Annotated in this window: 22 protein-coding genes and 1 pseudogene; 12 read left to right on the top strand and 11 right to left on the bottom strand. The window is 66.5% G+C overall.

The features are described from left to right. Positions 1 to 182 (bottom strand): annotated as a pseudogene (locus tag AU193_RS14985) (RNA-binding protein); the annotation flags it as partial. A 634-nt stretch (positions 183 to 816) separates the two neighbouring features. Here AU193_RS14985 and AU193_RS14980 point away from each other — a divergent pair. Next, a complete protein-coding gene (locus tag AU193_RS14980) occupies positions 817 to 2,730 on the top strand; it encodes a glycoside hydrolase family 2 protein (RefSeq protein ID WP_064423166.1) in 1,914 nt (637 codons plus the stop codon). Position 2,731: 1 nt separating this feature from the next. On the opposite strand, the gene AU193_RS14975 is transcribed toward AU193_RS14980, so the two are convergent. From AU193_RS14975 to AU193_RS14965, 3 genes are read right to left on the bottom strand one after another with little or no spacing between them, the layout of a single operon-like run. Then, a complete protein-coding gene (locus tag AU193_RS14975) occupies positions 2,732 to 3,589 on the bottom strand; it encodes a pseudouridine synthase (protein WP_082682989.1) in 858 nt (285 codons plus the stop codon). Positions 3,590 to 3,599: 10 nt separating this feature from the next. Beyond that, positions 3,600 to 5,339 (bottom strand): glycerol-3-phosphate dehydrogenase, encoded by a 1,740-nt coding sequence (glpD, locus tag AU193_RS14970; RefSeq protein ID WP_064423133.1) that lies wholly within the window; start codon positions 5,337 to 5,339, stop codon positions 3,600 to 3,602. 54 nt (positions 5,340 to 5,393) lie between these two features. Beyond that, on the bottom strand, positions 5,394 to 6,809 hold the full coding sequence (locus tag AU193_RS14965) for an NAD(P)H-quinone dehydrogenase (protein ID WP_064423132.1): 1,416 nt from the start codon (positions 6,807 to 6,809) through the stop codon (positions 5,394 to 5,396). 65 nt (positions 6,810 to 6,874) lie between these two features. On the opposite strand from AU193_RS14965, the gene AU193_RS14960 reads away from it, so the two are divergent. Continuing rightward, positions 6,875 to 7,348: a gamma-glutamylcyclotransferase gene (locus tag AU193_RS14960; protein ID WP_064423131.1), complete on the top strand. Its 474-nt coding sequence runs from the start codon at positions 6,875 to 6,877 to the stop codon at positions 7,346 to 7,348. Positions 7,349 to 7,417: 69 nt separating this feature from the next. Here the strand turns inward: AU193_RS14960 and AU193_RS14955 are convergent, their stop codons facing one another. The 3 genes from AU193_RS14955 to AU193_RS14945 all read right to left on the bottom strand — a co-directional run bounded on the left by AU193_RS14955 (position 7,418) and on the right by AU193_RS14945 (position 10,828). Further along, positions 7,418 to 8,305 (bottom strand): hypothetical protein, encoded by an 888-nt coding sequence (locus AU193_RS14955; protein WP_064423130.1) that lies wholly within the window; start codon positions 8,303 to 8,305, stop codon positions 7,418 to 7,420. A gap of 172 nt (positions 8,306 to 8,477) precedes the next feature. Further along, positions 8,478 to 9,650, bottom strand: coding sequence for an amidohydrolase (locus AU193_RS14950; protein WP_064423129.1), 1,173 nt, complete (start codon positions 9,648 to 9,650; stop codon positions 8,478 to 8,480). Continuing rightward, positions 9,647 to 10,828, bottom strand: a complete 1,182-nt coding sequence (locus AU193_RS14945) for a M20 family metallopeptidase (RefSeq protein WP_064423128.1) — start codon at positions 10,826 to 10,828, stop codon at positions 9,647 to 9,649. The genes AU193_RS14950 and AU193_RS14945 overlap by 4 nt, the downstream gene beginning before the upstream one ends. Positions 10,829 to 10,897: 69 nt before the next feature. Here AU193_RS14945 and AU193_RS14940 point away from each other — a divergent pair, with 69 nt between their 5' ends. Further along, the gene (locus tag AU193_RS14940) at positions 10,898 to 11,692 is read left to right on the top strand and encodes a purine-nucleoside phosphorylase (RefSeq protein WP_064423127.1); all 795 of its coding nucleotides are present in this window, start codon (positions 10,898 to 10,900) and stop codon (positions 11,690 to 11,692) included. 51 nt (positions 11,693 to 11,743) lie between these two features. Continuing rightward, entirely contained in the window at positions 11,744 to 13,372 is a 1,629-nt protein-coding gene (locus AU193_RS14935; protein ID WP_064423126.1) for a phospho-sugar mutase, read from the top strand. On the opposite strand, the gene upp is transcribed toward AU193_RS14935, so the two are convergent. After that, positions 13,369 to 13,992: a uracil phosphoribosyltransferase gene (gene upp / locus AU193_RS14930; protein WP_064423125.1), complete on the bottom strand. Its 624-nt coding sequence runs from the start codon at positions 13,990 to 13,992 to the stop codon at positions 13,369 to 13,371. The genes AU193_RS14935 and upp overlap by 4 nt on opposite strands. 49 nt (positions 13,993 to 14,041) lie before the next feature. On the opposite strand from upp, the gene AU193_RS14925 reads away from it, so the two are divergent. The 7 genes from AU193_RS14925 (at position 14,042) to AU193_RS23170 (ending at position 19,840) form a co-directional block, all read left to right on the top strand. After that, positions 14,042 to 14,332: a type VII secretion target gene (locus AU193_RS14925; RefSeq protein WP_064423124.1), complete on the top strand. Its 291-nt coding sequence runs from the start codon at positions 14,042 to 14,044 to the stop codon at positions 14,330 to 14,332. 2 nt (positions 14,333 to 14,334) lie between these two features. Beyond that, entirely contained in the window at positions 14,335 to 15,381 is a 1,047-nt protein-coding gene (locus AU193_RS14920; RefSeq protein WP_064423123.1) for a C40 family peptidase, read from the top strand. A 17-nt stretch (positions 15,382 to 15,398) separates the two neighbouring features. Then, positions 15,399 to 16,871 carry a recombinase family protein gene (locus AU193_RS14915; protein WP_064423122.1) on the top strand — a complete coding sequence of 491 codons (1,473 nt, stop codon included), beginning with the start codon at positions 15,399 to 15,401 and terminating at the stop codon, positions 16,869 to 16,871. A 221-nt stretch (positions 16,872 to 17,092) separates the two neighbouring features. Continuing rightward, positions 17,093 to 17,311 (top strand): hypothetical protein, encoded by a 219-nt coding sequence (locus AU193_RS14910; protein ID WP_064423121.1) that lies wholly within the window; start codon positions 17,093 to 17,095, stop codon positions 17,309 to 17,311. Next, positions 17,308 to 17,457: a hypothetical protein gene (locus AU193_RS23175; protein WP_156425226.1), complete on the top strand. Its 150-nt coding sequence runs from the start codon at positions 17,308 to 17,310 to the stop codon at positions 17,455 to 17,457. The genes AU193_RS14910 and AU193_RS23175 overlap by 4 nt, the downstream gene beginning before the upstream one ends. 281 nt (positions 17,458 to 17,738) lie before the next feature. Beyond that, the gene (locus AU193_RS14905; protein ID WP_064423120.1) at positions 17,739 to 19,238 is read left to right on the top strand and encodes a hypothetical protein; all 1,500 of its coding nucleotides are present in this window, start codon (positions 17,739 to 17,741) and stop codon (positions 19,236 to 19,238) included. A gap of 383 nt (positions 19,239 to 19,621) precedes the next feature. Further along, positions 19,622 to 19,840, top strand: coding sequence for a hypothetical protein (locus tag AU193_RS23170; RefSeq protein ID WP_156425225.1), 219 nt, complete (start codon positions 19,622 to 19,624; stop codon positions 19,838 to 19,840). A 647-nt stretch (positions 19,841 to 20,487) separates the two neighbouring features. Here the strand turns inward: AU193_RS23170 and AU193_RS14895 are convergent. The 3 genes from AU193_RS14895 to AU193_RS14885 all read right to left on the bottom strand — a co-directional run bounded on the left by AU193_RS14895 (position 20,488) and on the right by AU193_RS14885 (position 22,884). After that, entirely contained in the window at positions 20,488 to 20,712 is a 225-nt protein-coding gene (locus AU193_RS14895; protein ID WP_064423118.1) for a hypothetical protein, read from the bottom strand. A 184-nt stretch (positions 20,713 to 20,896) separates the two neighbouring features. Then, on the bottom strand, positions 20,897 to 21,883 hold the full coding sequence (ligD, locus tag AU193_RS14890) for a non-homologous end-joining DNA ligase (RefSeq protein WP_064423117.1): 987 nt from the start codon (positions 21,881 to 21,883) through the stop codon (positions 20,897 to 20,899). Then, on the bottom strand, positions 21,880 to 22,884 hold the full coding sequence (locus tag AU193_RS14885; RefSeq protein ID WP_371259208.1) for an IS110 family transposase: 1,005 nt from the start codon (positions 22,882 to 22,884) through the stop codon (positions 21,880 to 21,882). Before AU193_RS14885 ends, ligD begins: the two co-directional genes overlap by 4 nt. Before the next feature lie 784 nt (positions 22,885 to 23,668). Between AU193_RS14885 and AU193_RS14880 the strand changes: the two genes are divergently transcribed. Continuing rightward, positions 23,669 to 23,938 carry a WGxxGxxG family protein gene (locus AU193_RS14880; protein ID WP_064423116.1) on the top strand — a complete coding sequence of 90 codons (270 nt, stop codon included), beginning with the start codon at positions 23,669 to 23,671 and terminating at the stop codon, positions 23,936 to 23,938. The last annotated feature ends 49 nt before the right edge of the window (positions 23,939 to 23,987 follow it).

The raw sequence follows: 23,987 nt of genomic DNA, 5'->3' as shown, positions 1-23,987 counted from the left end.
CCCGTTTGGGGCGGAGGCGGCGGCAACTCGTTGAGATACGAGAGCGGGTCCGCGCACCCGGTCACGTCGACGAACCGACCGCCCACCGAACCGCAGAGCGTCGCCTCGGCGCTCGGCGGATTCGCGTTCACCAGTCCCGCGGCGAAGAGGGCCGCAGCAGCGCACAGCAGTACCTTGCGCACATCTTCTCCCTTCGGCGACGTGCCAAACGCCGTCGCCGACCCCGATTGTGGCAGTCACGCGCACGCCTCGGGGGCAGAACAGCGGATCGGCGAGTCGCCGTAACGAACCCCTCTGCCGCATCGATGTCTACTGCGATGCCCGAACCATTCCTTCCTGTATGGTGGCCGCATCCGGCTCCGGACAGGGTCATCAATCGTACGTCTAGACCGACTATTCACCATTTGCTCGACTTTCGCGCTCCCGTGCGGTGCGCCGTTGTGACGCCGGGCGCCACACACAGCCCTCACCCGCGCAATCCGTGGCACCAGCGGTAATTCGATGCTAAGCTCGACGAGCGTCGTGACTCTGTATTTGCGTTGTGGCAAAAGAATTCTCACGCCTCCCCGCGCTCTTGATCAACTCCTGGTCAATGCGCCGATGCCTGGACGACGCGTTCATCAGGCATGCCGAAGCAAAGCATAGGGAAACACCTGATTGCGGGTGACCTGTCACTGACTAGGTTTGCTATGGCGTCCGGTGCGCGACATCCGAACCCGATCCGTCGATGGTTTCCAGCAGAGGGGACTAGCAGTTGTGACCGTGAACACCGAGCTGTCGAGCGACCGGCACCGCGTGCGCAGGATTCTCAGCCGGATGACGGCCGTACCCCTCGCCTTGGCGGCGGGTTTCGCGATCTGCGCGGCCCCGGCGAACGCGGCCGAGGCGTGGCAGCGCAAGAGCCCGCCATTGTCGACACCGTGGACGCATCTCGTCGGCCCCAACAACGCGCTACCGGAATACCCTCGTCCGCAGATGGTGCGGGCGCGGTGGCTGAACCTCAACGGGGTGTGGGCCTACACCGGCCGATCCCAGGCGACGGCGCTGAGCACACCGCCGTCGGCCGACAAGTTCGAGGAGAAGATCCTGGTCCCCTATCCCACGGAGTCGGCGCTGTCAGGGATCAAGCGTCATGACGACCAGATGTGGTACCGCAAGAAGTTTCAGGTACCCGGTGCCTGGCGCGGGCAGCGGGTGCTGCTGCACTTCGGCGCGGTCGACCAGACCGCCACGGTGTGGGTCAACAACAAGCGCGTCGCGCACCACGAGGGTGGTTTCACCGCGTTCAGCGCGGACATCACCGATGCGCTGCGCTGGACGGGCACCCAGGAGATCGTCGTGCGCGCCGAGGACCGCAACGAAGCCGCTCCGTTTGCCGTCGGCAAGCAGCGCAACCGCCCCGGGGGTCTGTTCTACACCGGCGCGTCCGGCATCTGGCAGACCGTGTGGATCGAACCCGTGCGCGCCGCCCACGTCGACAAGCTCGATGTCACAGCGGATCTGAAGGGTTTCACGGTCACGACCCGTGCCACCGGGACGACTGACGAACGCGCCGAGGTGATCGTGTCGGCTCCGGACGGTCCGACGCTGGCCCGCGGCTCCGGTGCACCGGGCAAGCCGGTGCGTGTGCAGGTACCGGACCCGCACCTGTGGACACCGGATGACCCGTACCTCTACGACCTGAAGGTGCGGCTTGTCACGCCCGAAGGCAAGGTCGTCGACGAAGTCGCCAGTTACGGCGGTCTGCGGACCATCAGCACGGTCAGGGATCCGCAGGGCCGTCCGCGGATTGCGTTGAACGACAAGATCACGTTCCTGCACGGCCCGCTGGACCAGGGTTACTGGCCGGACGGCATCTTCACCGCCCCCACCGACGACGCGCTGAGGTTCGATCTCGAACGAACCAAGGCGCTCGGCATGAATTTCGTCCGTAAGCACGCGAAGGTGGAACCGGCGCGCTGGTACTACTGGACGGACAAGCTCGGGTTGATGGTGTGGCAGGACATGCCGTCGATGGACGTCTCCCTCGACGTTCCGGTCGGCCCGGCGCCGGAACCGCCGCCGCAGGCGAAGGTCAACTTCGAGCGCGAACTCGTCGAGATGATCCATCAATTACGAAGCGTCACTTCGATCGTCGGCTGGGTCCCGTTCAACGAGGGGTGGGGCGAGTTCGACACCGCGAGGATCGCGGGTGTGACCAAGGCCGCCGACCCGACCCGGATGGTGAACGCCAACAGCGGGGTGAACTGCTGCAAGTCGAGGCCCGACAGCCGGGCCGGCGACGTCTACGACGACCACACCTACGTCGGCCCGGGCCGCCCGGTCCTGCACGACAACCCGGCGACCCCGCGCGACGAACGGACAATGCTCGGCAACCGTCCGATCCCGCTCGAGCATCGGGTCGTGGTCAACGGCGAGTACGGCGGCCTCGGGTTGCTCCCCCACGGCAACCGCTGGCCGGGCAGACCGCAGGCCTATGAAATGACCGACAGCAGAGCACGATTGACGGAACGCTATGTCCAGGTGAGCCGCGACCTCGAGGACGAAATCCGCAAGGGGGGACTGTCCGGCGCCGTCTACACCCAGACCACCGATGTCGAAAACGAGGTCAACGGGTTCATGACCTACGACCGTTGGCTGGTCAAGATGTCGCTGCGAACGGTCGCCGCACGCAATCGGGCCGTGATCGCCGCGGGGGCTCAGGTGAACGAACCGGTCGAGCGGCGTTGAGTCACAATGTCCGGATGCTGACGAAGTCGCGTTGACGGCCGCTCACCGGATCACGAAACTCGAACCGCTGCGCCAGAAGTTGCAGCGGCCGCGAGAAGTCTTCCGGCGCAACGTCGATCACCTGCGGGTACAGCGGGTCGTTCACGATCGGCAGACCCAGCGACGCCATGTGCACCCGCAGCTGATGTGTGCGCCCCGTCCGCGGCGTCAACCGATACCGTCCGTCGCCAAGATGCTCGACCAGCGTCTCGGCGTTCGGCTCACCCGGCTCCTCCACCGCCTGTAACTGTCCGCGCCGCTTGCCGATTCGGCTGCGCACCGTTATCGGAAACGCCAGCTCCGGATCGACGCCTGCCCGCGCCAGATACGTCTTGTGAACTTCGCCGCGCGCAAACATGGTCTGATACGCGCCCCGCACCTCGCGCCGCGTCGTGAACAGCAGCACGCCCGCCGTCAACCGGTCCAGTCGATGCGCCGGCGACAACTCCGGTAAGTCCAATTCACGACGCAGCCGCACCAGCGCCGTCTGGGCGACATGGCGCCCCCGCGGCATCGTCGCCAGAAAATGAGGTTTGTCCACCACAACGATGTCGTCATCGCGATACAGGATCGGCATGTCAAACGGCACCGCAACCTCTTCGCGCAGTTCGCGGTACAGATAGACGAACGACCCCGGCGGCATCACCGTGCCCGCGGTCACGACGTCGCCCTCGGCGGTCACCACCTCGCCCGCAAGCACTTTGGCGGCCGCCGCGTCACCGAACCGGCTGGCCAATTCGACCAACACCGCACCGCCGCGCAACCGCACCCGCGCCGGCCCCAGTCCGTCGCGCACGGGCAGTGGCGGCGGGCGTCTCAAAGTCCGGGCCTCAATTCAGCGGCACCGGTTCGAGGATCTCAGCGCGCGCTTCCGGCGCCGCCACGCGCAACGCATCGGCCGATTCGTCATCGGGTTCCTGCTGCGAACGCTTCTCCGCATCCACCCGCGCCAGGTACGTGTTCACCTCGCGGTCGACGTCCGCCTCGCTCCAACCCAGCACCGGCGCAACCACTTCGGCGACCTCGCGGGCACAGTCCACGCCGCGGTGGGGATACTCGATCGAGATTCTCATCCGCCGGGCCAGGATATCCTCCAGATGCAACGCGCCCTCGGCGGCCGCGGCGTACCACGCCTCGACCTTCAGGTATACCGGCGCCTCGGTGATGGGGGTGAGCAGTTCCGGATTACCCTCGGCCATCTGCAGCACCTCGCCGATCAGCGAGCCGTACCGGTCCAGCAGGTGCCGCACCCGATAGGGATGCAGATCGTAATGCTTTCCGACACTCTGGGTTTGATTGATCAGCGCGAAGTAGCCGTCGGCGCCCATCAGCGGTACCTTCTCGGTGATCGACGGCGCCACCCGCGCCGGAATGTACTCGGCTGCAGCATCGATGGCGTCCTCGGCCATCACCCGGTACGTCGTGTACTTGCCGCCGGCGATCGCGACCAGCCCGGGAGCGGGCACCGCGACGGCATGCTCACGCGACAGCTTCGAGGTCTCCTCGCTCTCCCCGGCCAGCAGCGGCCGCAGGCCGGCGTAGACGCCGTCGATGTCGTCGTGACTCAGCGGCGTCGCCAACACCGTGTTGACGGTTTCGAGGAGGTAGTCGATGTCGGCCTTGGTGGCCGCCGGGTGGGCCAGGTCGAGATTCCAGTCGGTGTCGGTTGTGCCGATGATCCAGTGCGTTCCCCAGGGGATCACGAACAGCACGGACTTCTCGGTGCGCAGGATGATCGCCACCTCGCTGACGATCCGGTCGCGCGGCACCACAATGTGCACACCCTTGGAGGCGCGCACCCGAAAACGCCCGCGCTGCTTGGACAATGCCTGAATCTCGTCGGTCCACACGCCGGTGGCGTTCACGACGACATGCCCGTGCACCTCGGTCACTGCGCCGTTCTCGGAGTCGCGGACCTCCACGCCGGTGACACGGTCACCCTCCCGAAGCAACGCGACCACCTGTGTCGATGTTCGCACCACGGCGCCGTAGTGCGCGGCCGTGCGGGCCACGGTCATCGTGTGGCGTGCGTCGTCGACCACGGTGTCGTAATACCGGATGCCGCCGATCAACGACGACCGTTTGAGTCCCGGCGCCAGGCGCAACGCCCCGGACTTCGTCAGATGCTTCTGCGCAGGAACCGATTTCGCGCCGCCCAGCTGGTCGTAGAGGAAGATGCCCGCAGCGACGTACGGACGCTCCCACCATCGATTGGTCAGCGGAAACAGAAACGGCAGCGGTTTGACCAGATGCGGCGCCAACGTCGTCAGCGACAGCTCGCGCTCGTGCAATGCCTCGCGCACCAGCCCGAACTCCAACTGCTCGAGATAGCGCAGCCCGCCGTGGAACATCTTCGAGGACCGGCTCGATGTGCCCGATGCGAAGTCGCGCGCCTCGACCAGCGCGACCTTCAAACCGCGCGTGGCCGCATCCAGCGCAGCACCCGCGCCGACGACTCCCCCGCCGATCACGACGACGTCGAACTGCTCGCTGCCGAGCCGCTCCCAGGCCTCGGCCCGCTGCTGGGGCCCCAGGAGCGTCTGCCCGTTCGCCGGGATCGGGTCACTCACCGGATTGGCTCCTAGTTACTCGTCGGTACGCTCGCCCATCCAGGCTACGTGGAGTCAGTCCAGATCGTCGTGCGCCATCAGGCGGCGGCCCGCTTCGGCGATCGAACCCGACAGTGACGGGTACACCGAGAACGTCTGCGCCAGATCCTCGACGTCGTTGCCGTTCTGCACCGCCAAAGCGATCGGCATGATGAGCTCCGACGCGATCGGCGCGACCACCACACCGCCGATCACCACGCCCGTCGCCGGACGGCAGAAGATCTTGACGAAACCGCGCCGCAGGCTGGACATCTTGGCGCGGGCGTTGGTGTTGAGCGGCAGCGTGATCGTTCGCGCCGCGACCGACCTGTCGTCGATCTTGGACTGCGGCACTCCGACGGCGGCGATCTCGGGTCGGGTGAACACCGCCGCGGCGACCGTCCGCAACCGGATCGGTTCGAGCCCCTCGCCCAGCACGTGATACATCGCGATACGGCCCTGCATGGCGGCCACCGAAGCGAGCAGCATCAGGCCGGTGCAGTCACCGGCGGCGTAGATGCCGGGCACGCCGGTGCGCGACACCCGGTCGACCTTCAGATAGTCACCCTCACCGAGCTCGATGCCGACCCGTTCCAGGCCCAGGCCGCTGGTGTTGGGCACCGACCCGACCGTCATCAACGCATGGCTGCCCTCGACAGTGCGGCCGTCGGTCATCGTGACCAGCACGCCGGAGCCGTTACGCGTGACCGACTGGGCACGCGCATTCTTGACCAGTGTCACCCCGCGTGAGATCAGCGCGTCCTCGAGCACCGCGGCGGCGTCGGAGTCCTCGTGCGGCAGGATCTGGTCGCGGCTGGCCACCACCGTCACCTTGACCCCGAGCTCGGTGTAGGCGTTGACGAACTCCGCGCCGGTCACCCCGGAGCCGACGACGACGAGATGTTCGGGCAGGTCCTCGAGGTCGTAGAGCTGGCGCCAGTTCAGGATGCGTTCGCCGTCGGGTTCGGCGCCGGGCAGCACGCGGGGGCTCGCTCCGGTGGCGATCAGCACGACGTCGGCCTTGATCGTGCTGACGGTGCCGTCGTGCTCGGTCACCTTGACGGTGTGCGTGGCCATCCCCGGCATGTCGTCGACGAGTTCACCGCGGCCGGCGATCAGTGTGACGCCGTCGTTGCGCAGCCGTTCGGCGATGTCCGCCGACTGCGCGGCCGCCAGCCTCTTGACCCGCTGGTTGATCTTGGGCAGCGAGATCTTCGCGTCTTCGAACTCGAGCGCATACCCCAGATCCGGGGCGCGGCGCAGTTCGGTGCGCACGCCCGTCGACGCGATGAACGTCTTGGACGGGACGCAGTCCCACAACACGCAGGCGCCGCCGATGCCGTCGGAGTCGACGACGGTGACCTCGGCAACTTCGGGGCCGCTGTTGGCGGCGACCAGTGCCGCCTCATAACCGGCGGGCCCGCCGCCGATGATCACGATGCGGGTTGCCACGCCCCCAACCTAACGAAGCGGTAGGTCGATCGCCCAGGCGGCGCGCGAACGCTTAGTCTTTCTGGGTGCCGCTCTACGCCGCCTACGGATCGAACATGCATCCGGAGCAGATGTTGCAGCGCGCACCTCATTCTCCGATGGCAGGAACGGGCTGGCTGCACGGCTGGCGTCTGACGTTCGGCGGGGAGGACATCGGCTGGGAGGGTGCGCTCGCCACAGTCGTCGAGGATCCGACGTCGAAGGTCTTCGTCGTGCTCTACGACATGACGAAGGACGACGAGGCCAACCTGGACCGGTGGGAAGGATCGGAACTCGGTTTCCACAAGAAGATCCGCTGCCGGGTGCATCGCATCTCGTCGGACACCGACTTCGAACCCGTGCTCGCCTGGCTGTACGTCGTCGATGCGTGGGAGGGCGGCCTGCCGTCGGCACGCTACCTCGGAGTGATGGCCGACGCCGCCGAAATCGCAGGCGCCCCACCGGAGTACGTGCACGATCTGCGCACCCGGCCCGCACTCAACATCGGCCCAGGCTCCTAGCTCTCCTTTTCCGCGAGCGACCGCGTCTGTGCGCCGACACGCCGTATCTCGCGGACATGCTGCGGTCGCTCACGCCGCGCGAGCGCGCCGAAGCTGTCTGTCGATGCGGCCGACGAACTCCCGCGGCCGCTGACGGACATCCTGGCTAACGATGGGGATGACCACCCAGTCGATGTCGAGCAGCGCTGCATTGCGCCTGCGGTCGCGCCGCATCGCCTCGGGGTCGCTGTGCCAGTCGACGCCGTCGTACTCCGCGGCCACGCGCTCGCCGGGCCAGGCGAAGTCCAGACGGCGTAACTCACCGTTTCCGTCGATGACCTCATACTGCAGTTCCGGCGCGGGGAGCCCACCGTCGATCATCGCGAGCCGCGCTTCGCTCTCCATCGGCGATTCCGCGCGGGCGTCAGCCAGGGCGATCAAGTCCCGGACGGCGACGATCCCGCGCCGCCCGGCCTGGGCGACCGCGGCGCGCCACAACTCGGTCCGATTGCAGGAGCCGCTTCGGAGCGCGGCATCCAAGGTGGCCAGCGCCCTCGGCCGGCGCTGCGACCGGGCCACCTCCACGGCGGTCCAGGCCGGCGCGGTTGCCGGCCTGCCGTCGACGACGGTCAGCGGGGCGCCCTCACGACGGTGTACCACTAGCCCGTCCGTGGACCGCAGCCGGGAACCCGGTGGGCTGAGCACATGGAGATCGGCCGGCTCCTCGGTATCGAAGCCGTACATCGCCGCCGCGGTGTGAAGGCAAGCAGCGACCGGCTTTCCGCAGCGGAAGTCCAGTCCTCGCAGTCGCAGCATGTCGTCGGGTTCATCCAGACAGTAGATGCCCGGCCAAAGTCGTTGCAGTGGACCGGTTTCGAGTGCCGACTCGAAGCCCCGTCTCGTCATGTGTTGCAGGATCTGGTTGGTGGTCGCCAGTCCTGCCTGGGCGCTGAAGAGTCGCAGCAACTCTGGGTTCACACGCTGATCGTCAACGACGGTCGACCACTCACCGCGTGTGTCGCACGCGATTGTGGATGAAGCGCGGTTTGGGGACGATCAACCCGCGCGAGCGACCGCGAACTGTCCGGTCAGGACGGCGTGTCGCGGTACAAACACGGTCACTCGCGGGGGAGAAGGGAGGCAACCGTAGCTAGAAAGCGGCGGCCTGGTCGACGATGTTGACCAGAACGCGCACTCCGACCGCGAGCGACCGCTCGTCGAGGTCGAACGTCGGCTGGTGCAAATCCAATTGGGGTCCACGGCCGGTCCAGACACCCAATCGCGCCATCGCACCGGGAACCTCCTCGAGATACCAGGAGAAGTCCTCGCCGCCGCCGGATTGCCGGGTGTCGGCCAGCACGTCAGGGCCGATCGCCTCGATCGCGTGGGTGAGGATGCGCGTCGAGATCTCCTCGTTGACCACCGGCGGCACGCCGCGACGGTACTGCACGGAGTAGTCGATGTGCAGCGGCGCCAGCAACGACGAAATAGCTTCCCGCACAATCGATTCGAGGCTATCCCAGGTGTCGCGGCTCGCGGTGCGGATGGTACCGGCCAGCGTGCCGGTCTGCGGGATCGCGTTCGCGGCGACGCCCGCGTTCACCGCCCCCCACACCATCACGGTGCTGTTGCGGGGATCGATGCGACGCGACAGCACGCCGGGCACACCGGTGATCAACGTGCCGAGCCCGTAGACGAGGTCGCCGGTGAGATGGGGCCGCGAGGTGTGACCACCCGGCGAATGCAACGTCACCTCGAGTTGATCGGCGGCCGAGGTGATGGGCCCGGGCCGCATCGCCACCTTGCCGACGGCCAGCCGCGGGTCGCAGTGCAGCGCGAAGATGCGCGACACCCCGGTCAGCGCCCCCGCGGCGATCGCGTCGATCGCGCCGCCCGGCATCAGCTCCTCGGCGGCCTGGAAGATCAGCCGCACCCCGACCGGGAGTTCGGGTACCGACGCCATCGCCAGCGCGGCGCCCAGCAGCATCGCCGTGTGCGCATCGTGCCCGCACGCATGCGACACGTTAGGCACCAGCGACGCGTACGGCGCGCCGGTCCGGTCGGCCATCGGCAACGCGTCCATATCGGCGCGCAGCGCGATCCGCGGCGCGTGCTCTGGCCCGAAGTCGCACGTCAACCCGGTGCCTCCGGGCAGCACCTTCGGGTTCAGGCCCGCATCGGCCAGCCGCGACGCGACGAACTGAGTGGTGCCGAACTCCTGGCGTCCCAACTCCGGATGCATGTGAATGTGGCGGCGCCACTCGACGAGATCGTCGTAGTGGGCCGAGAGCCACCGGGCGGCGGCGTGCGGCAGCACGCTCATGACGCGCGCCTCGCCTGTGACTCCAGCACCCGGTCGCGTTCGTGCGGCGTCTCCGCCAACCGCACGACGGTGCGGGCCAGCATGATCGCACCCTCGACGACCGCCTTGTCGGCGCTCGGGCCCGCCGCGGCCTCGGCGAACGCGGGTTGATGCACCGACGCGCCGCCCGCGTCGATGCCGACGATCGGATGGATGCCGGGCATCACCTGGGTGACATTGCCCATGTCGGTGCTGCCCAGCGGCAGCGCCGCCTCGAGCTCGACCGACACCGGCTCGCGGCCCACCCGCAGCATCTCGGCGCGAAACGCCTCGGCCAGCCATCGGTCGGGAGTCAGTTCGGAGTAGCTCGGTTCGGTCTCGGTGACCTCATGGCCGCAGCCGGTAGCCACCGCGCCGGCCAGGAAACAGTCCGCCATGCGCTGTTCGAGTTCGCGCAACGAAGCCGCGTCGTTGGCCCGCATCGTGTACTGCATCTCGGCACGCGCCGGGATGACGTTGGTGGCCTGACCGCCGTCGGTGACGATGCCGTGCGCCATCTGGCCCGGTGCCATCTGTTGGCGCAGCAGTCCGATCGCCACCTGCGCGACGGTGATCGCGTCGACCGCGTTGAGGCCGAGGTAAGGCGCCACGGCGGCGTGCGCTTCCCTGCCCTCGTACCGGACGGCGACCTGCGACAGCGCCAGCGACCGCGCGGCGGCGATGTCGAGGGGGCCCGGGTGCAGCATCACCGAGGCGGCGATGTCGTCAAACGTCCCGGCGTTCAACAGCAACACTTTTCCGCCACCGGCCTCCTCGGCCGGTGTGCCCAGGAGCACGACCGTCAACCCGAGGCGGTCGGCGACGTCCGCCAACGCCAGGGCGGTGCCGACGGCTGAGGCCGCGATGATGTTGTGCCCGCAGGCGTGGCCGATGCCGGGCAGCGCGTCGTACTCGGCACAGACGCCGATGACCAGCGGCCCGCTGCCGTAGTCGGCTCGAAACGCCGTCTCGAGCCCCCCGGGCGCCTGCGTGATCGCGAACCCATACTCGGCGACCAGCGCCTGCGCCTTGGCGCAGCTGCGGTGTTCGGCGAACGCGAGTTCAGGCTCGGCGTGAATGGAATGGGAGAGTTCGACCAGGTCGTCACGACGCCGGTGGACGGCGTCTTCGACGGCGTCCGACGCGGTGGGTGCTGGCATCCTGGCAGTATCTCACTGCGCCATCTCATTCGGGTCGGGCGCTGGTTGCGACAGATAGGCTCGCCCACTGTGACCGATGCGCAGGCACTGGCCGCCGAGTCGGCGGAAGCACTCGCCGAGCGCACGGGCGTCGACCACCATGACGTCGCGGTCGTGCTCGGTTCGGGCTGGGCGCCGGCGGTGCAACGACTGGGGGATCCGGTCGCGGTGGTGCCGGTCGACGAGCTGCCGGGGTTCAGGCCGCCGACCGCCCGGGGCCACGGCGGCCAGGTGCTCTCGATGCGCATCGCCGATCACCGTGTGTTGGTGTTCGTGGGCCGCATCCATCCCTACGAGGGGCACGACCTGCGCCACGTCGTGCACCCGGTACGCACCGCCTGCGCGAGCGGCGTGCACACGGTCGTGTTGACCAACGCCGCGGGCGGCCTGCGCGAGGACTTCACCGTCGGCCAGCCGGTGCTGATCAGCGACCACCTCAACCTCACGGGCCGATCGCCGCTGGTCGGGCCCTGCTTCGTCGACATGGTCGACGCGTACGCGCCGCGCCTGCGCGACCTGGCCAGGGAGATCGACCCGGCGCTCGCCGACGGCGTCTACGCCGGGCTGCCCGGACCGCAGTACGAGACACCCGCAGAGATCCGGATGCTGCGCACCCTGGGTGCCGACCTCGTCGGCATGTCCACCGTGCACGAGACGGTCGCCGCGCGCGAGGCCGGGGCCGAGGTGCTGGGGGTGTCGCTGGTGACCAACCTCGCGGCGGGCATGACCGGGCAGCCGCTCAACCACGAAGAGGTGCTGGAGGCCGGGCGTCAGTCGGCGACCCGGATGGGCGCCTTGCTCGCGGCCGTCGTCGCCCGGCTCTGAAGTCCCGCGCAAGCCGGAATATGCGGCAGTGAAATTGGGCACACTACCCGCATGACTGCGTCGCCGGCCACAAGTACTGCGCAGGAGTGGATCGCTCACGACCCGGATCCCCAGACCGCCGCCGAGCTGTCGGAGTGTTCCGAAGAAGAGCTCGAGCAACGGTTCGCACGCCCCTTGACGTTCGGCACCGCGGGTCTGCGGGGCCCGTTGCGAGGGGGACCCAGCGGAATGAACCTCGCCGTCGTGCTGCGCGCCAGTTGGGCGGTGGCCAAGGTGCTCAAGGATCGGGGCCTGGCCGGGCAGGACGTGATCGTGGGTCGCGACGCCAGGCACGGGTCCGACGACTTCGCGTTGGCCGCCGCTGAAGTGCTTGCCGCACAGGGCTTTCCCGTAACCCTGTTCTTCACCGCCGTGCCGACTCCCACTCTCGCGTTCGCCGTGCGCCACCGCCCCGCGGCGGCGGGCATCCAGATCACCGCTTCGCACAATCCGCCGTCCGACAACGGCTTCAAGGTGTACTTCGGCGGCGGCTTTCCGATCAACTCGCCGACCGATCGCGAGATCGAGGTCGCCATGGCCGAAGCCCCGCACGCCGACGAGATTCCCCGCGCGGCGGTCACCCCCGGCGGCGTCGACGAGGTGCAGCGCTATGTCGAGCGCGCGGCGAATGTGCGGCACACCCACGGTTCGGTGCGGATCGCGTTCACTCCTCTGCACGGCGTGGGCGGAGAACTGGCGCTCGACGCGTTCGTGCGTGCCGGCTTGAACGACGTGCACGTCGTCGAAGACCAGTTCGCGCCGGACCCCGACTTCCCCACGGTGGGCACGGCCAATCCGGAAGAACCCGAGGCGGTCGAAGCTGTCCTCAGATTGGCCGCCGGCGTCGACGCCGACGTCGCAATCGCGTTGGATCCCGACGCCGACCGGTGCGCGGTCGGCGTTCCCACATCAGACGGGTGGCGCATGCTGTCCGGCGACGAAACCGGTTGGCTCCTCGGGGATTACATCATCTCCCAGGTCGAGCCCGGACCGGTGAGGGAGACGACGGTCGTAGCCAGCTCCCTGGTGTCCTCGCGCATGCTCTCCGCGATCGCGAATGAGCACGGCGCGCGACACGTCGAGACACCCACCGGCTTCAAGTGGCTGTCTCGGGCCGACGTCGATCTGCCCGGCTGCACGCTGGTGTACGCCTACGAAGAGGCGATCGGGCATTGCGTCGATCCGTCCGCGGTCCGGGACAAGGACGGCATCAGCGCGGCGGTGTTGATCTGCGACCTGATCGCCGCGTTGCGCGACCGCGGACACACCCTGCTCGACGCGCTCGACGACCTGGCACGCCGCCATGGTGTGCACACCACGACCGCGGTGTCACGCCAAGTGGAGGACGCCGACGAGGCGGCCGCGGTGATGACACGTCTGCGCGAAACACCACCCGAGCGCCTCGCCGGATACGACATGACGGTCACCGACCTGCTGAGCGACGACGGCACCGACGCACTGATCATGTCCGGCGGCGACGACGACGTCTCGGTGCGCATGGTGGTGCGCCCCTCCGGTACGGAGCCAAAGGTCAAGTCCTACATCGAGGTTCGCTGCGGTCAGGTCACCGATCTTCCCGCCGCCCGGGAGCGGGCGCGGCGGGTACGGGACGAGGCGGCCGACTTCGCCGCGCACCTCTAACGGGGACCGAACTGGCGGTCCCCCGCGTCGCCGAGACCCGGCACGATGTAGGCGATGTCGTTGAGACACTCGTCGATGGTCGCGGTCACCAGCCGAATGTTCGGAGCCGCCTTCTCCAGTGCGGCAAGGCCTTCGGGGGCGACGACGACGCAGACCGCCGTGATGTCAACGGCGTTGCGGCAATACAGCAGTTCGACCGTGTGCACCATCGACCCGCCTGTCGCGAGCATCGGGTCGAGCACGAAGACCGGCCGCGCGCTCAAGTCCGCGGGCAGCGACTCCAGATACGGCGTCGGCTGATGCGTCTCCTCGTTGCGCGCGACCCCGACGAAGCCCACGCGCGCTTCGGGTATCAACGCGTGCGCCTGGTCCACCATGCCGAGGCCGGCGCGTAAGACGGGCACGAGCAACGGCGGGTTGGCCAGCCGGCACCCGGTCGTCTCGGCCAGCGGCGTGCGCACCGCAACGGTTTCGACGGCGGCGTCACGGGTGGCCTCGTACACCAGCATCAGCGTGAGATCGCGCAGTGCGGCGCGGAACGCGGCGTTGTCGGTGTTCTCGTCGCGCAGTGTGGTCAGTCGTGCCGCCGCCAGCGGATGATCGACGACGCGCACGTCCATGGGCTGACCATAGCGGGAACCGAGGCGCGTCGCGCCGCGTCCTATCGACATGCACGCTGACACCGACGCCGTGCGGGTACTGGCCGCGACGGCCTCCGCGCACGCCGACGAACTGGGCGCCATCGCCGCGACGCTGGCTGCGCTCCCCATCTCCGCGACCGGATTGGGTCCCGTCGCCCAGCCGTTTCTCGCGGCCTTGGCCGATGCCGTCGCCGATGAGGCCCGCGTAGTGGCCTCGCTGCGCGATGACGCCTCGGCGAGCGGTGGCGCCGCATACCGGGCGGCCCTGGCCTATGACGACGCCGACGACCGCGCGGGCGCACGGGTCCTCGGCGTCTGACGATGCCGAGTGCGTTGGTCGCCGGTCTTACCGCGCCGCTGCGGGAGGTCCAGTCGCTGGTCGGCTCAGGTTCTGGGGCCGAGCTTGCGACCGCGCTTCGCGATGTGCACAACGCGCTGCGCGAGGTATCGGCCTCGACCAGCCAGGCATGGGGGCGTGCAGCGCAGCACTGGACGGGTGCGGGTGCGGACGCGGCGGCAGGCGTGTTCACCGGGGCCGTTGCGCAAACCGAGGACCTCGCGGAGCGGGTTGGGCGACTCGGCGCGGCGGCTGAGGCGGCCGGCGCCGCGGTGGCGCGCGCTCGTGAGCGCCTGAGCGACATCGTGGACACCTTCGAGGCGCGGGCGGCCGCGCTCGAGCCGTTTCTCGACTCGCCCGGTGTGGCCGAGGAGCTGGTCGCCGAGGCGCGGCGCTCGCTCGCCGAGGCCGTCGCGGTGGTCGACGAATTGCGCGCCGAACTGGACGGGCATGCCGCGGGCCTACCCGTCGCGGGATCGCCGCCCGCCACGGAAGCAGCGTCCACGGCTCCCGCCGGGTTCACCGCCCCCATGACGTCGTCCCCGGGATTCGGTGGCGGCGCTGGACTTCCGAGCGGCACCGGTGGGTTCGGCTCGAGCGCCGGCGGGCTCGGTGCGAACACGGCCGGGCTCGGCTCGCTGGTGCGTGACGTCGCGGAGCTGTCCCGCCCCGGGACGCCCACCCCGGACGCGGCGATTTTCGGCGACGGCGTCGCGGTGCGGCTGCCGGACGGCAGCACCGCAACGGCACCGAACGCGACTGCCGCGAGCGCCGTCAGGTACGCCCTGACCCAGTTGGGAGTGCCGTACGACTGGGGCGGCACCACGCCGGGCGTCGGCCTCGATTGCAGCGGGCTCACCCAGTGGGCGTATTCCGAAGCGGGACTCAACCTTCCGCGGTTGGCCCAGGAACAGGACGTCGGTGCCCCCGTATCGGCGGGCGACCTCCGGCCTGGCGACCTCGCGGTCTGGGACGGCCACGTCGCGATGGTCGTCGGCAACGGCCAGATGATCGAGGCTAATCATGAATAAGGGTGCATAATGGACCCGTGCGCGCCATCATCTACACGCGGGTTTCCAGTGACCCGAAGGGCGACGGGCGGTCTGTTGAATCTCAAGAGTCTGAGTGCCGCGCTATCTGTGAACGCAACGGCTGGGAAGTCGCCGAGGTTCTTGTCGACAATGACCTCGGCGCGTCCCGACACAGCGCCAAGGACCGGCCTCAATACAAGAGGCTGTTGAACGTGCTCAAGCCTGGAGACGTTCTCGTGACATGGGAGGCGTCTCGGGCGCAGCGTGACCTCGCCACCTACGTTGAGCTGCGGGAAATCTGTGCCGAGCGCGGGGTTCTGTGGTCGTATTCTGGCCGTACGTATGACCTCCGACAGGGCGACGCTCGTTTCTCCACTGGTCTAGATGCGTTGCTTGCCGAGCGTGAAGCGGAGCAGATCCGTGACCGTGTTCTGCGAGGCAAGCGTGCCGCCGCACTCGCCGGTCGCCCGGGAGGTCGTCCCGCGTGGGGCTACAAACGGGCTATCAACCCCAACACTGGAGCAACGGACGGGTGGGTCATCGATACCGAAGCCGAGCCGCTGGTGCGCGAGGTCTTCGATCGCGTCTTGGCGGGCGAGTCCCTGTGGGCCATCACCCGCGACTTCACCGCCCGGGGCCTCAAACCTCCGCAGCTGCAACGTAATGCCCGGCAGGAGTGGAAGCCCCAGGCGCTGCGGGTGACCATCTCTTCGCCCACCTACGCGGGGTGGAGGACTCATCAGGGAGAGCCATTAATCGACGCCGACGGCAACCGGGTAAGGGGCAGGTGGCAGCCGTACATCACCCATGCCCAGCATGAACGTCTGCTGGCACTCTTCTCCGATCCTGTTCGCAGGGCTACGAGTCACCGAGGACACGAGCCTCGCCACCTGCTCACCGGCATTGCCAGATGCGGCGTTTGCGGCTCGGGCATGCGCTACTCCAACCCGCCTAGCCATCGCTCCCGCGCCGGGAGGTACCTCTGCGAGAAGCGCACGTGTGTTGGTAGGCGGGCAGATGCAGTAGATCTTCTTGTCGAGGAGACGATTCTGGAACGGCTCGGACGACCCGACGCAAGGAAGTTGTTCGCAGACGCCGGGAATGACGCGGCGGTCCAGGCCCTGGAGGAGGCCGACACGCTACGCAAGCGCCTGGCATCCTTCCTCGACGAAGCCGCTGACGGCAAGATTTCAGCGGCATCACTAGCCGCCCTCGAAGCAAAGCTCCTGCCCCAGATCGCGGCCGCAGAAGCCAAGGCGCGGGCGACGAGTTCATCACCCCTGGTGGTGAAGGTGGCCGGACCGGAGGCCCGCGAGCAGTGGCAGCAGTTCTCGGTTAAGGACCGCCGCGCCGTCATCGCCTCGCTCCTCGACATCACGATCAACAGAGCCGTCTACGGCAATACGCGGCGATTCGACCCACGTGACCTCGACATTAGGTTCAAACGGCCCAGGTCAGCGCATAGAACTGACCATGCGGTCAAGCTATAGTCATCACAAAGAGGAATGAAAATTGTTATGGCGCAGGCTCTTACGCTTCCGCGCGGTTGACGGGACGCAGTTCGCGGCCTTACTCTAAGTAGAGTAAGGCGCTGTTTAACCGCCATGGCAGCGCTCACTTATCACTCTCGTTTTCTGCGACGGGAACCCGCGCTCGCGGCGACACACAGACACTCACGGCCAACTCATGGCGTTGACCGAGAGGTCGTGGTGTGTCCGCCTTTACCCGTGCACGTGCGCGTGTAGCCCTTCTCAGCCAGTCGCTGCCTCCCGACGATCCCGTCGTGGTGGAAGCGCGGCGCTTGATGCGCGAAGCTTTCGTCGTCGAGAAAATTTCGGCAGTCCTTGGGGACGGCCCTACGCTCACGCCAGAGCTTCGTTCTCAGATCGATGAGGTGTTGTCCAGCCGCGAGAAGCAGGTGCTCGCGTGATGGACGCCGAGGTCGTGGCCGCAATCCGCGCACGCGCCAAGGAGTTGGCCTATGCCGCGCCACCGCTGACCACGGAGCAGGCGGCACTGCTCGTCTCCGTGGTTCGTCGTCATCAGGACCCATCGGCCTCAGTGGGTGCCGCATGACCGCGCTCACGTGTCCCCGGCACCGGCGCTGCGCCTACACGGGCGACGAGCCTGAACTCTGCGCGATCTGCCACGCCACGACGGCTAAGTGTGCCGGTTTCCACGGCCAGGTCCCCTCAGATGGAAGCTGGCGGCGTGGGGTTGCAGCAGGCAAGACTCATGGCACCTTGTGGCCGGGTCAAGCCCTCCACCCCGACGACGTCGGTTCGTCGAAGCTTTCAGTGCGTCAGCGTCCGCAGCGCCGTTTGCAGCGCCCGGTCGACAACAATCAAGGGTGACTTGTGAGTCGCCGTCTATTCGACGTCATCGCCCCCTTTAAGGGTGAGCACAACCCGCTGCGCGGCGGGTGGAGCGATGAACAACTGGAGATAATGCGCAAGGGTTTGAATCTGACCGGTCCTGGCTCACTCGACACCGCATTGGTGGCCTGCTCATTGGTAGCGGAGAAGCGGACCACTGACATGCCGTTGCGCTACTCCCGATCACCGAAGAGTTATAGCTACTTCCATGCCTATCAGGGCGACCCCATGTTGACGTATCGACGCGTGGTGCGGGCCGCAGACTGGTTGATGGCTAATGGGTACGCCGATGGCCACACGGGCCTGTGGTGGTTCAAGAAGCAGTCCATCATCCAGGCCACCGATAAGCTCATGTTGCTCGCGCACCTGGTTGACGTCAGCAGCCGCCGGGGCGCGATGCTCAAAGACGAGATCATCCTGCGTGACAAGGACGGCAAGTCGATCGGTTTTAGGGACACCTCGACGATCCAGCGCATGCGCCGCGACATCAAGTTCGTCAACGCCCACCTCGCCAGCCAGCGGTACTTCCTTGACGACACCGAGTTATACATCCCGCCCGCAGCCCGCATCTTCAACCGGACCTTCCGCAGGGGCGGACGCCTTTATCACCAAGGCAGCAGCTATCAGCAGATGCGCAAAGAGGTGCGGGCCAGAATCGTCATGATGGTCGACGGCGAGCAGTCGCAGATGGTGGAGCTGGACTACACCAGCTTGCACATGCAGCTGGCGTACCAACGAGCCGGGAAAAAGATGCCCGAAGGCGACCTCTACGAGATCGACGGTTTCTCCAGAGCACTGGTCAAAGTCGCCACCCTGGTGGCGCTGAACGCTGACGGCGGCACCGAGGTTGGTGCGGTCACCGCCTTACTGACCGACAATGACGATCTGGCCCTGGAGAACGGCCTCTACGGACTGGCCCGGTCGGAGCTGTCCGTGGCCGTGGAGAGGCTGATCGCGGCGATCAAGCACAAGCACTACAGGATCTCCGAGGCTTTCGGCACAGGCATTGGTGCTCAGCTGATGCGCACCGACAGTGACATGGCTGTGAAGGTATTGCTTGCCATGATCGACGAGACCGGTCGGTGTCCCCTGATCGTGCACGATAGCTTCTTAGTCCCAGTCTGCGATAAGCAACAGCTACAGGAAGTAATGGACAAGGTTCTGTCTGATGCTGTTCGTACTCCCTCTAGCAAGAGCTATCAAAGCAATCCACCCCTGCTCCCTATCCACTTGGGGAAACACACTGTTGACCAGGGACGACTTGTTCCCTCCAAGCTCTTGATGGAAAGGGCATATCTCCACTCGCGCGTCGACCACCGATATGCCGGACTCGACCCGCCAGGACACGACCCGAAAGGAATGGCGGAGGGCCATCATGAGGGGCCGGATGAGCCGAAACACGCCGAGGACCAGCATCTCGGTCGGGAAGCTGCGGGCGTCGCGGCACAGCTAAGGCTTGCACGCGCGCCCACGCCTACGTGAAGGCTCACAGGCGGGACGCCCGCTGGTCGCCCGTATAGGGGCGGGGGGTAGCTGCGCGAGGCGCGTCGGTGGGGCGCGCCGTGACCCCTGGAGCAGGGTCTAGCACCCGCTCGATACCGACGGCACGGGGCCGGATAACGCTGCAGCCCATCGCCCAGCGCTGAGGCTCTCGACTCATCAAATTGGTTCGGGGACAAAGTCATAACGCTCTGAGATATTTGTGCCCACGTGATGGGTAGGTGTACTGTTGTGGACGGAACACCGGCAACGGTGGACCAGATCATCGAGGCCTTGACATGCCCGGTCGGCACTCGATGGCGTGAATCCCGAGGACCGTGGCGACCAGATGACTCGCCCTGTCCGGTTTAACTCTCGGGAGTTTCATGTCCACGTCTCTGTCCTTTACGCACGGTCAACTGGCGGCGTTGGCTCGTCACCGCGCTGCCGATGATCCCCACCTCCTCGCCGCCCGCACCAGGCTCCGTGCGGAGGTGCCACTCCGCGCCCTGGAAAAGGCCCTCGCCAAGGCTGCACCGCTGACTGTTGAAGCTCGTCAGCAGATCCACACGCTGCTGGCAGATCTGCCGAGCGATCCGGCATGAGGAGGTACCGCGCCAGGGAGCTGAGCGACCAACAGCTTCTGGCTGATGCATGGCGTGAGCTTCGAGACGCTCCGAGAGCTACCACCGGGCGAGCCTCATCGACGCGCACGAGAGCGTTCAGCGCCCGCTATCGCAGTCTATGTGGGAGGTGTGGACGCTGGATCAACCGTGGTGACGATGTCCGCTTCCATGAGGACTTCACCGGGGTCGTCCATTCCGGCTGCCGCGCACCATCGGTCACTGTGAAGCACGTCCAGAAGCCCGTGGTGCCGAAGGAGGCGAAGGTTCGGGGGTCGAGGCTCTGCCGCGACTGCCACCTGGAGCATGCGGGAGAATGCTTGTAACTAGTAATCGACAGTGGCTCAGGCCGATTCACTTCAGCCTGTAGAGGATACAAAGTGGATGACGCGCAGGTAGGTCATCTACAACCGCACCGAGAGGTTGCTGCTAATGCACCTAGCTGCTGAACAGTTGGTATGCGCAAATGCCGGTGCACATGAAGTACCCGCCAGTCCAGCACTCGCTTTCGGCTTTAGGCCGCTTGGTGTCACATCGCTTGACGCGCACCGTGATCGAACCTTATGCGGCTCTGCTCTCGCGGCGCACGCACCGTTTCGCGGAGCACCGCGTCATGCCCAGCAACCACGTCATTCCGAGAGTCTCGAACCCAACGTCACCGTGGCCTGAGCGTTGATCAGCGCGGCGGGGACACACCACTCTCGGTAAGGCTTGCCGTCTTCAATCACCTCGAACTCATCGAGGTCAACGTCGTCGCCGAATTCGACGCGAAGAACCTCGTCACCTTTTGCCCCCTCATTGATGTCCATCGGCCTGTCTCCGAGCCATACACCGGTCAGTTCGAGGCCGATCAACGTGTACGAGCCAGTGGCATCCCGAAATCCGGCTGAGGATGATATCGGCTGCGTCGGTGGTGTGGTAGTAGATCATTGTCGGTCCTCCGAGAAGCTCAGGGTCAGTAGCCCTGCTTCGGTGAATGATCCCGGCCTGCGGGATTGACCTCCGGGGCGACCACCTGCCGCAGAACATCGGCAAGTCTCACGCAGCTCCGGCGCTGGGCGGCAGCAGAACCCCGCGCACGTCCGTGACGTCGTGCCTTATGCCCTTCCAGGAGGGATGCCGCAGGAGGCCGGTCAGCTGCCGATACTCGACATCGCCGATGAGTGCTGCGGACACCCATCGTGCATGACTGGCTATGGAGGGCGGCAGGGTGCTGTCAAAGGGCGACTTCGTCGCCGCCAGGGGCGTGAGGAGCCTCCCAAGGAACCGGCGATGCGCGGCGCTCAAGCCGGTCCCGACTGCCCCGCAGAAGATCAACCGGCCCTCGTTGTCATGTGCACCGACCAGCAGCGCACCGATCGTGTGCCGGTTGATCCTCTCACCCGGTAGCCAACCTCCAATAACGAACTCACTCCGGAGCCGGTGACAGGTCTTGATCCAGTCCCTGGACCGGACTCCTGGCATATAGGGAGAGTCCAAACGCTTACAGACAATGCCCTCCAAACCCGCGTCCGCTGAGGCCGCCAGCACGACATGCGGGTCGACGCCGCTCCAGTGCGGGGGGAACTCGATGATGCGGCTCCGTACTGGCTCTGCAAGATCCATCAGAAGGTCGCGACGCTCGGCGTACGGCTTGCGCTTGGTTTCGTAGCCGTCGAGCTGCAGCACGTCGAAGGCATAGAACTTCACCGGGACATCGCGCAGCAATGCGGCATGGGGACGGCGGATCTGCGGCCACCGGCGCTGTAGTCGGGAAAAGGAAGGCACACCCTCGGCATCCAGAGCGACGATCTCCCCGTCAAGGATGACGCGTCGGCGACCGAGCGCCCTGGACAGTGCAGCTGCAACTTCGGGAAAGGTCCTCGTGATGTTCGCGCCGTTGCGGCTTTGGAGGGTGACGCTGGCCTCGTCGCACACGGCGATCCCGCGTTGGCCGTCGTACTTCGCCTCGACCGCGAAGTCGGTGAACCGGGAGGGCGGCTTGCCCAGCGTGGCCAGCATGGGGCTGATTGATTCGATCTTCATGAAACCGGACCGAGTCTAGTTGGCTGCGACAGCGCGTCAGCTCTCAGCCTGCTGTAGACCACTCGGGCCAGGCGGCGCTTCAAGCGGCGCAAAGCGGGCATGGGTGGTTCTCCGGCCTCGATGCGCTCGCGATAGTAGGCGCGGGCTGCTCCGTCTCGTCGTATCTGGGTCAGGGCGATTCGGTGCAGTGCGGCGTTGACTTGGCGGTTGCCCGTCTTGACGTATCGCCACCGGCCTCGGGTCGATCCCGACCACGCCGGTGATGGTGCGACGCCAGCGAATCGGGCGAAGGCGGCCTCAGTTGGGAACCTCTGCACCCCTGCGGTTTCGGCGACAATCTTGGCCGCCGACAGCGGCCCGCAGCCCGGAACAGCTAGGAGACGCGGGGCGGCTTGTTCGACGAGATCTTGGATCCTTTTCTCAAGGGCACGCGCATCTTCGGACTGCCGGTCAATGTCGGCCAGTTCGTCGCGGGCTATCTCGGCGACCAGGCCCTGCTGACCCGTGAGCCACGAGGCGGTGGTGTCGCGGTTGACCCTCGAAGACAACGCCTTTGGCTCGATGATGCGGTCAGGGTCTAGCTCGTGCAGCCGCCACAGCAGGCGACAGGTCGTTGCGTTGCGTTGGTGGATGAGGTCCTCGCGGCGGTCAACGAGCAACTTCAGGTTTCGGGAGGTCTGATCGGTGTAGGCAGTCGGCAAGTTCGGCTCGCGCAGCGCGGCCCGCGCTATCGCCAGTGCATCGATGGGATCTGACTTGCCGACGGTGCGTGCAGAGGCACGAGTGCGAGCCATCAGCCGGGTGGGGACTCTGATGACGGTGTACCCGGCGGCCAGTAGATCTTGTTCGAGGAGCCTCGACACGTTACGGCAGTCTTCAACGGCCCACGTGATGTCAGCGCCAAACCGGCTGCGTGCCCACCGAATTGCAGCCAAGTGTCCCAGGCTGTTTGTGTCCGAGACCTTCTGGCCGATCTTGCGGCCCGAGTCGTCTATTGCCACGAAGGTGTGGCTGCGCTTGTGTGCATCAATTCCCACGACGGCCACAGCGATCGCGTCCTTCCGCGCGGACCGAGCGCCGGACACCGGTCATATAGAGCCACCTGCTGGCGGCAGCTTCCTGCGAAAGTCAGGCGCTCGGTGATGCGCACATTCGACCGATTCACCGGTCGAACACATCATGAACCCGTAGTGGGTCCTGCACTTAGCGCTGTCGACAACTGCCGTAGCTAGCCTGCACAGCGGCGGGCAAGTTTTTATCAAGAGTCGATCAGCGCGAAGCACTTCGACCGTACCCCCGGATTGGACGTTCGGGTAGTGGCACCTGGATGCCGAGGCCCCCTTGCTCTCCAAGCGAGCACGCCCTGACCCTGTACCAGAGCGAAGCAGCGAACCGAGGCCGCCAGCTGATCTGATGAGCCAGCGAGCGTCTCAACGTAAGGGGATGAACCCCGCTGGCCGCCTTGGAAGAAACGTCAGAGTCGTCCCTTTCCGCCGTCGCCCACTGCGGGAGTTGTGCCCACCCGCTTCTGAGCGAAACAGGTCAATCACGAAAACAGAGAAGGCCAGTGCTGTAGATCACACAGCCACCCTGAACTCGGGTAATCAGCCCCCACAGTCATCACTTAGCTGGTCAAAGAGGTTTCACTTTGGCGCGCCTTGGGCAAAACAAGCCTCCGCAACGAGTGCGTCAGCAAACCTGCTGAGTCTGGCGACTAGAGCGCCCTGGTCCCCGTTTCGCATGCGGCGGTCTTTCGGGACCGACCAACACCTACATGGAGAGAAAATGCAGAAGCCACTTGTCATCGGAGCCACGACTTTGATCCTGCTGTTCGGCGGAGCCGGTATCGCCAATGCGGACATAGTTGAAGGACCCACGACCACGACGACAACGCTCGCCCAGGAGCAGCAAGCTAACGATGACAGCGGCGACAATGGCCTGTGGGGCCTGGCCGGGCTGTTGGGCCTGCTTGGCCTGGCCGGTCTGAAGCGGCGCAAGGACGCCGATTACCCGGCCAATCGCGGCGGTGGCACCATCACGAATCCGCGCACCTAAGCAAATCAATTACTCCACGACCGACCGGGTCCCCCGTCAGCGATGCTCC

Source organism: Mycobacterium sp. GA-1285, from assembly GCF_001499905.1.
In the GTDB taxonomy this organism is placed as follows: Bacteria; Actinomycetota; Actinomycetes; order Mycobacteriales; family Mycobacteriaceae; genus Mycobacterium.
Note: the sequence above shows the minus strand (reverse complement) of the source record. Positions and strands in the feature narration are given on the sequence as shown.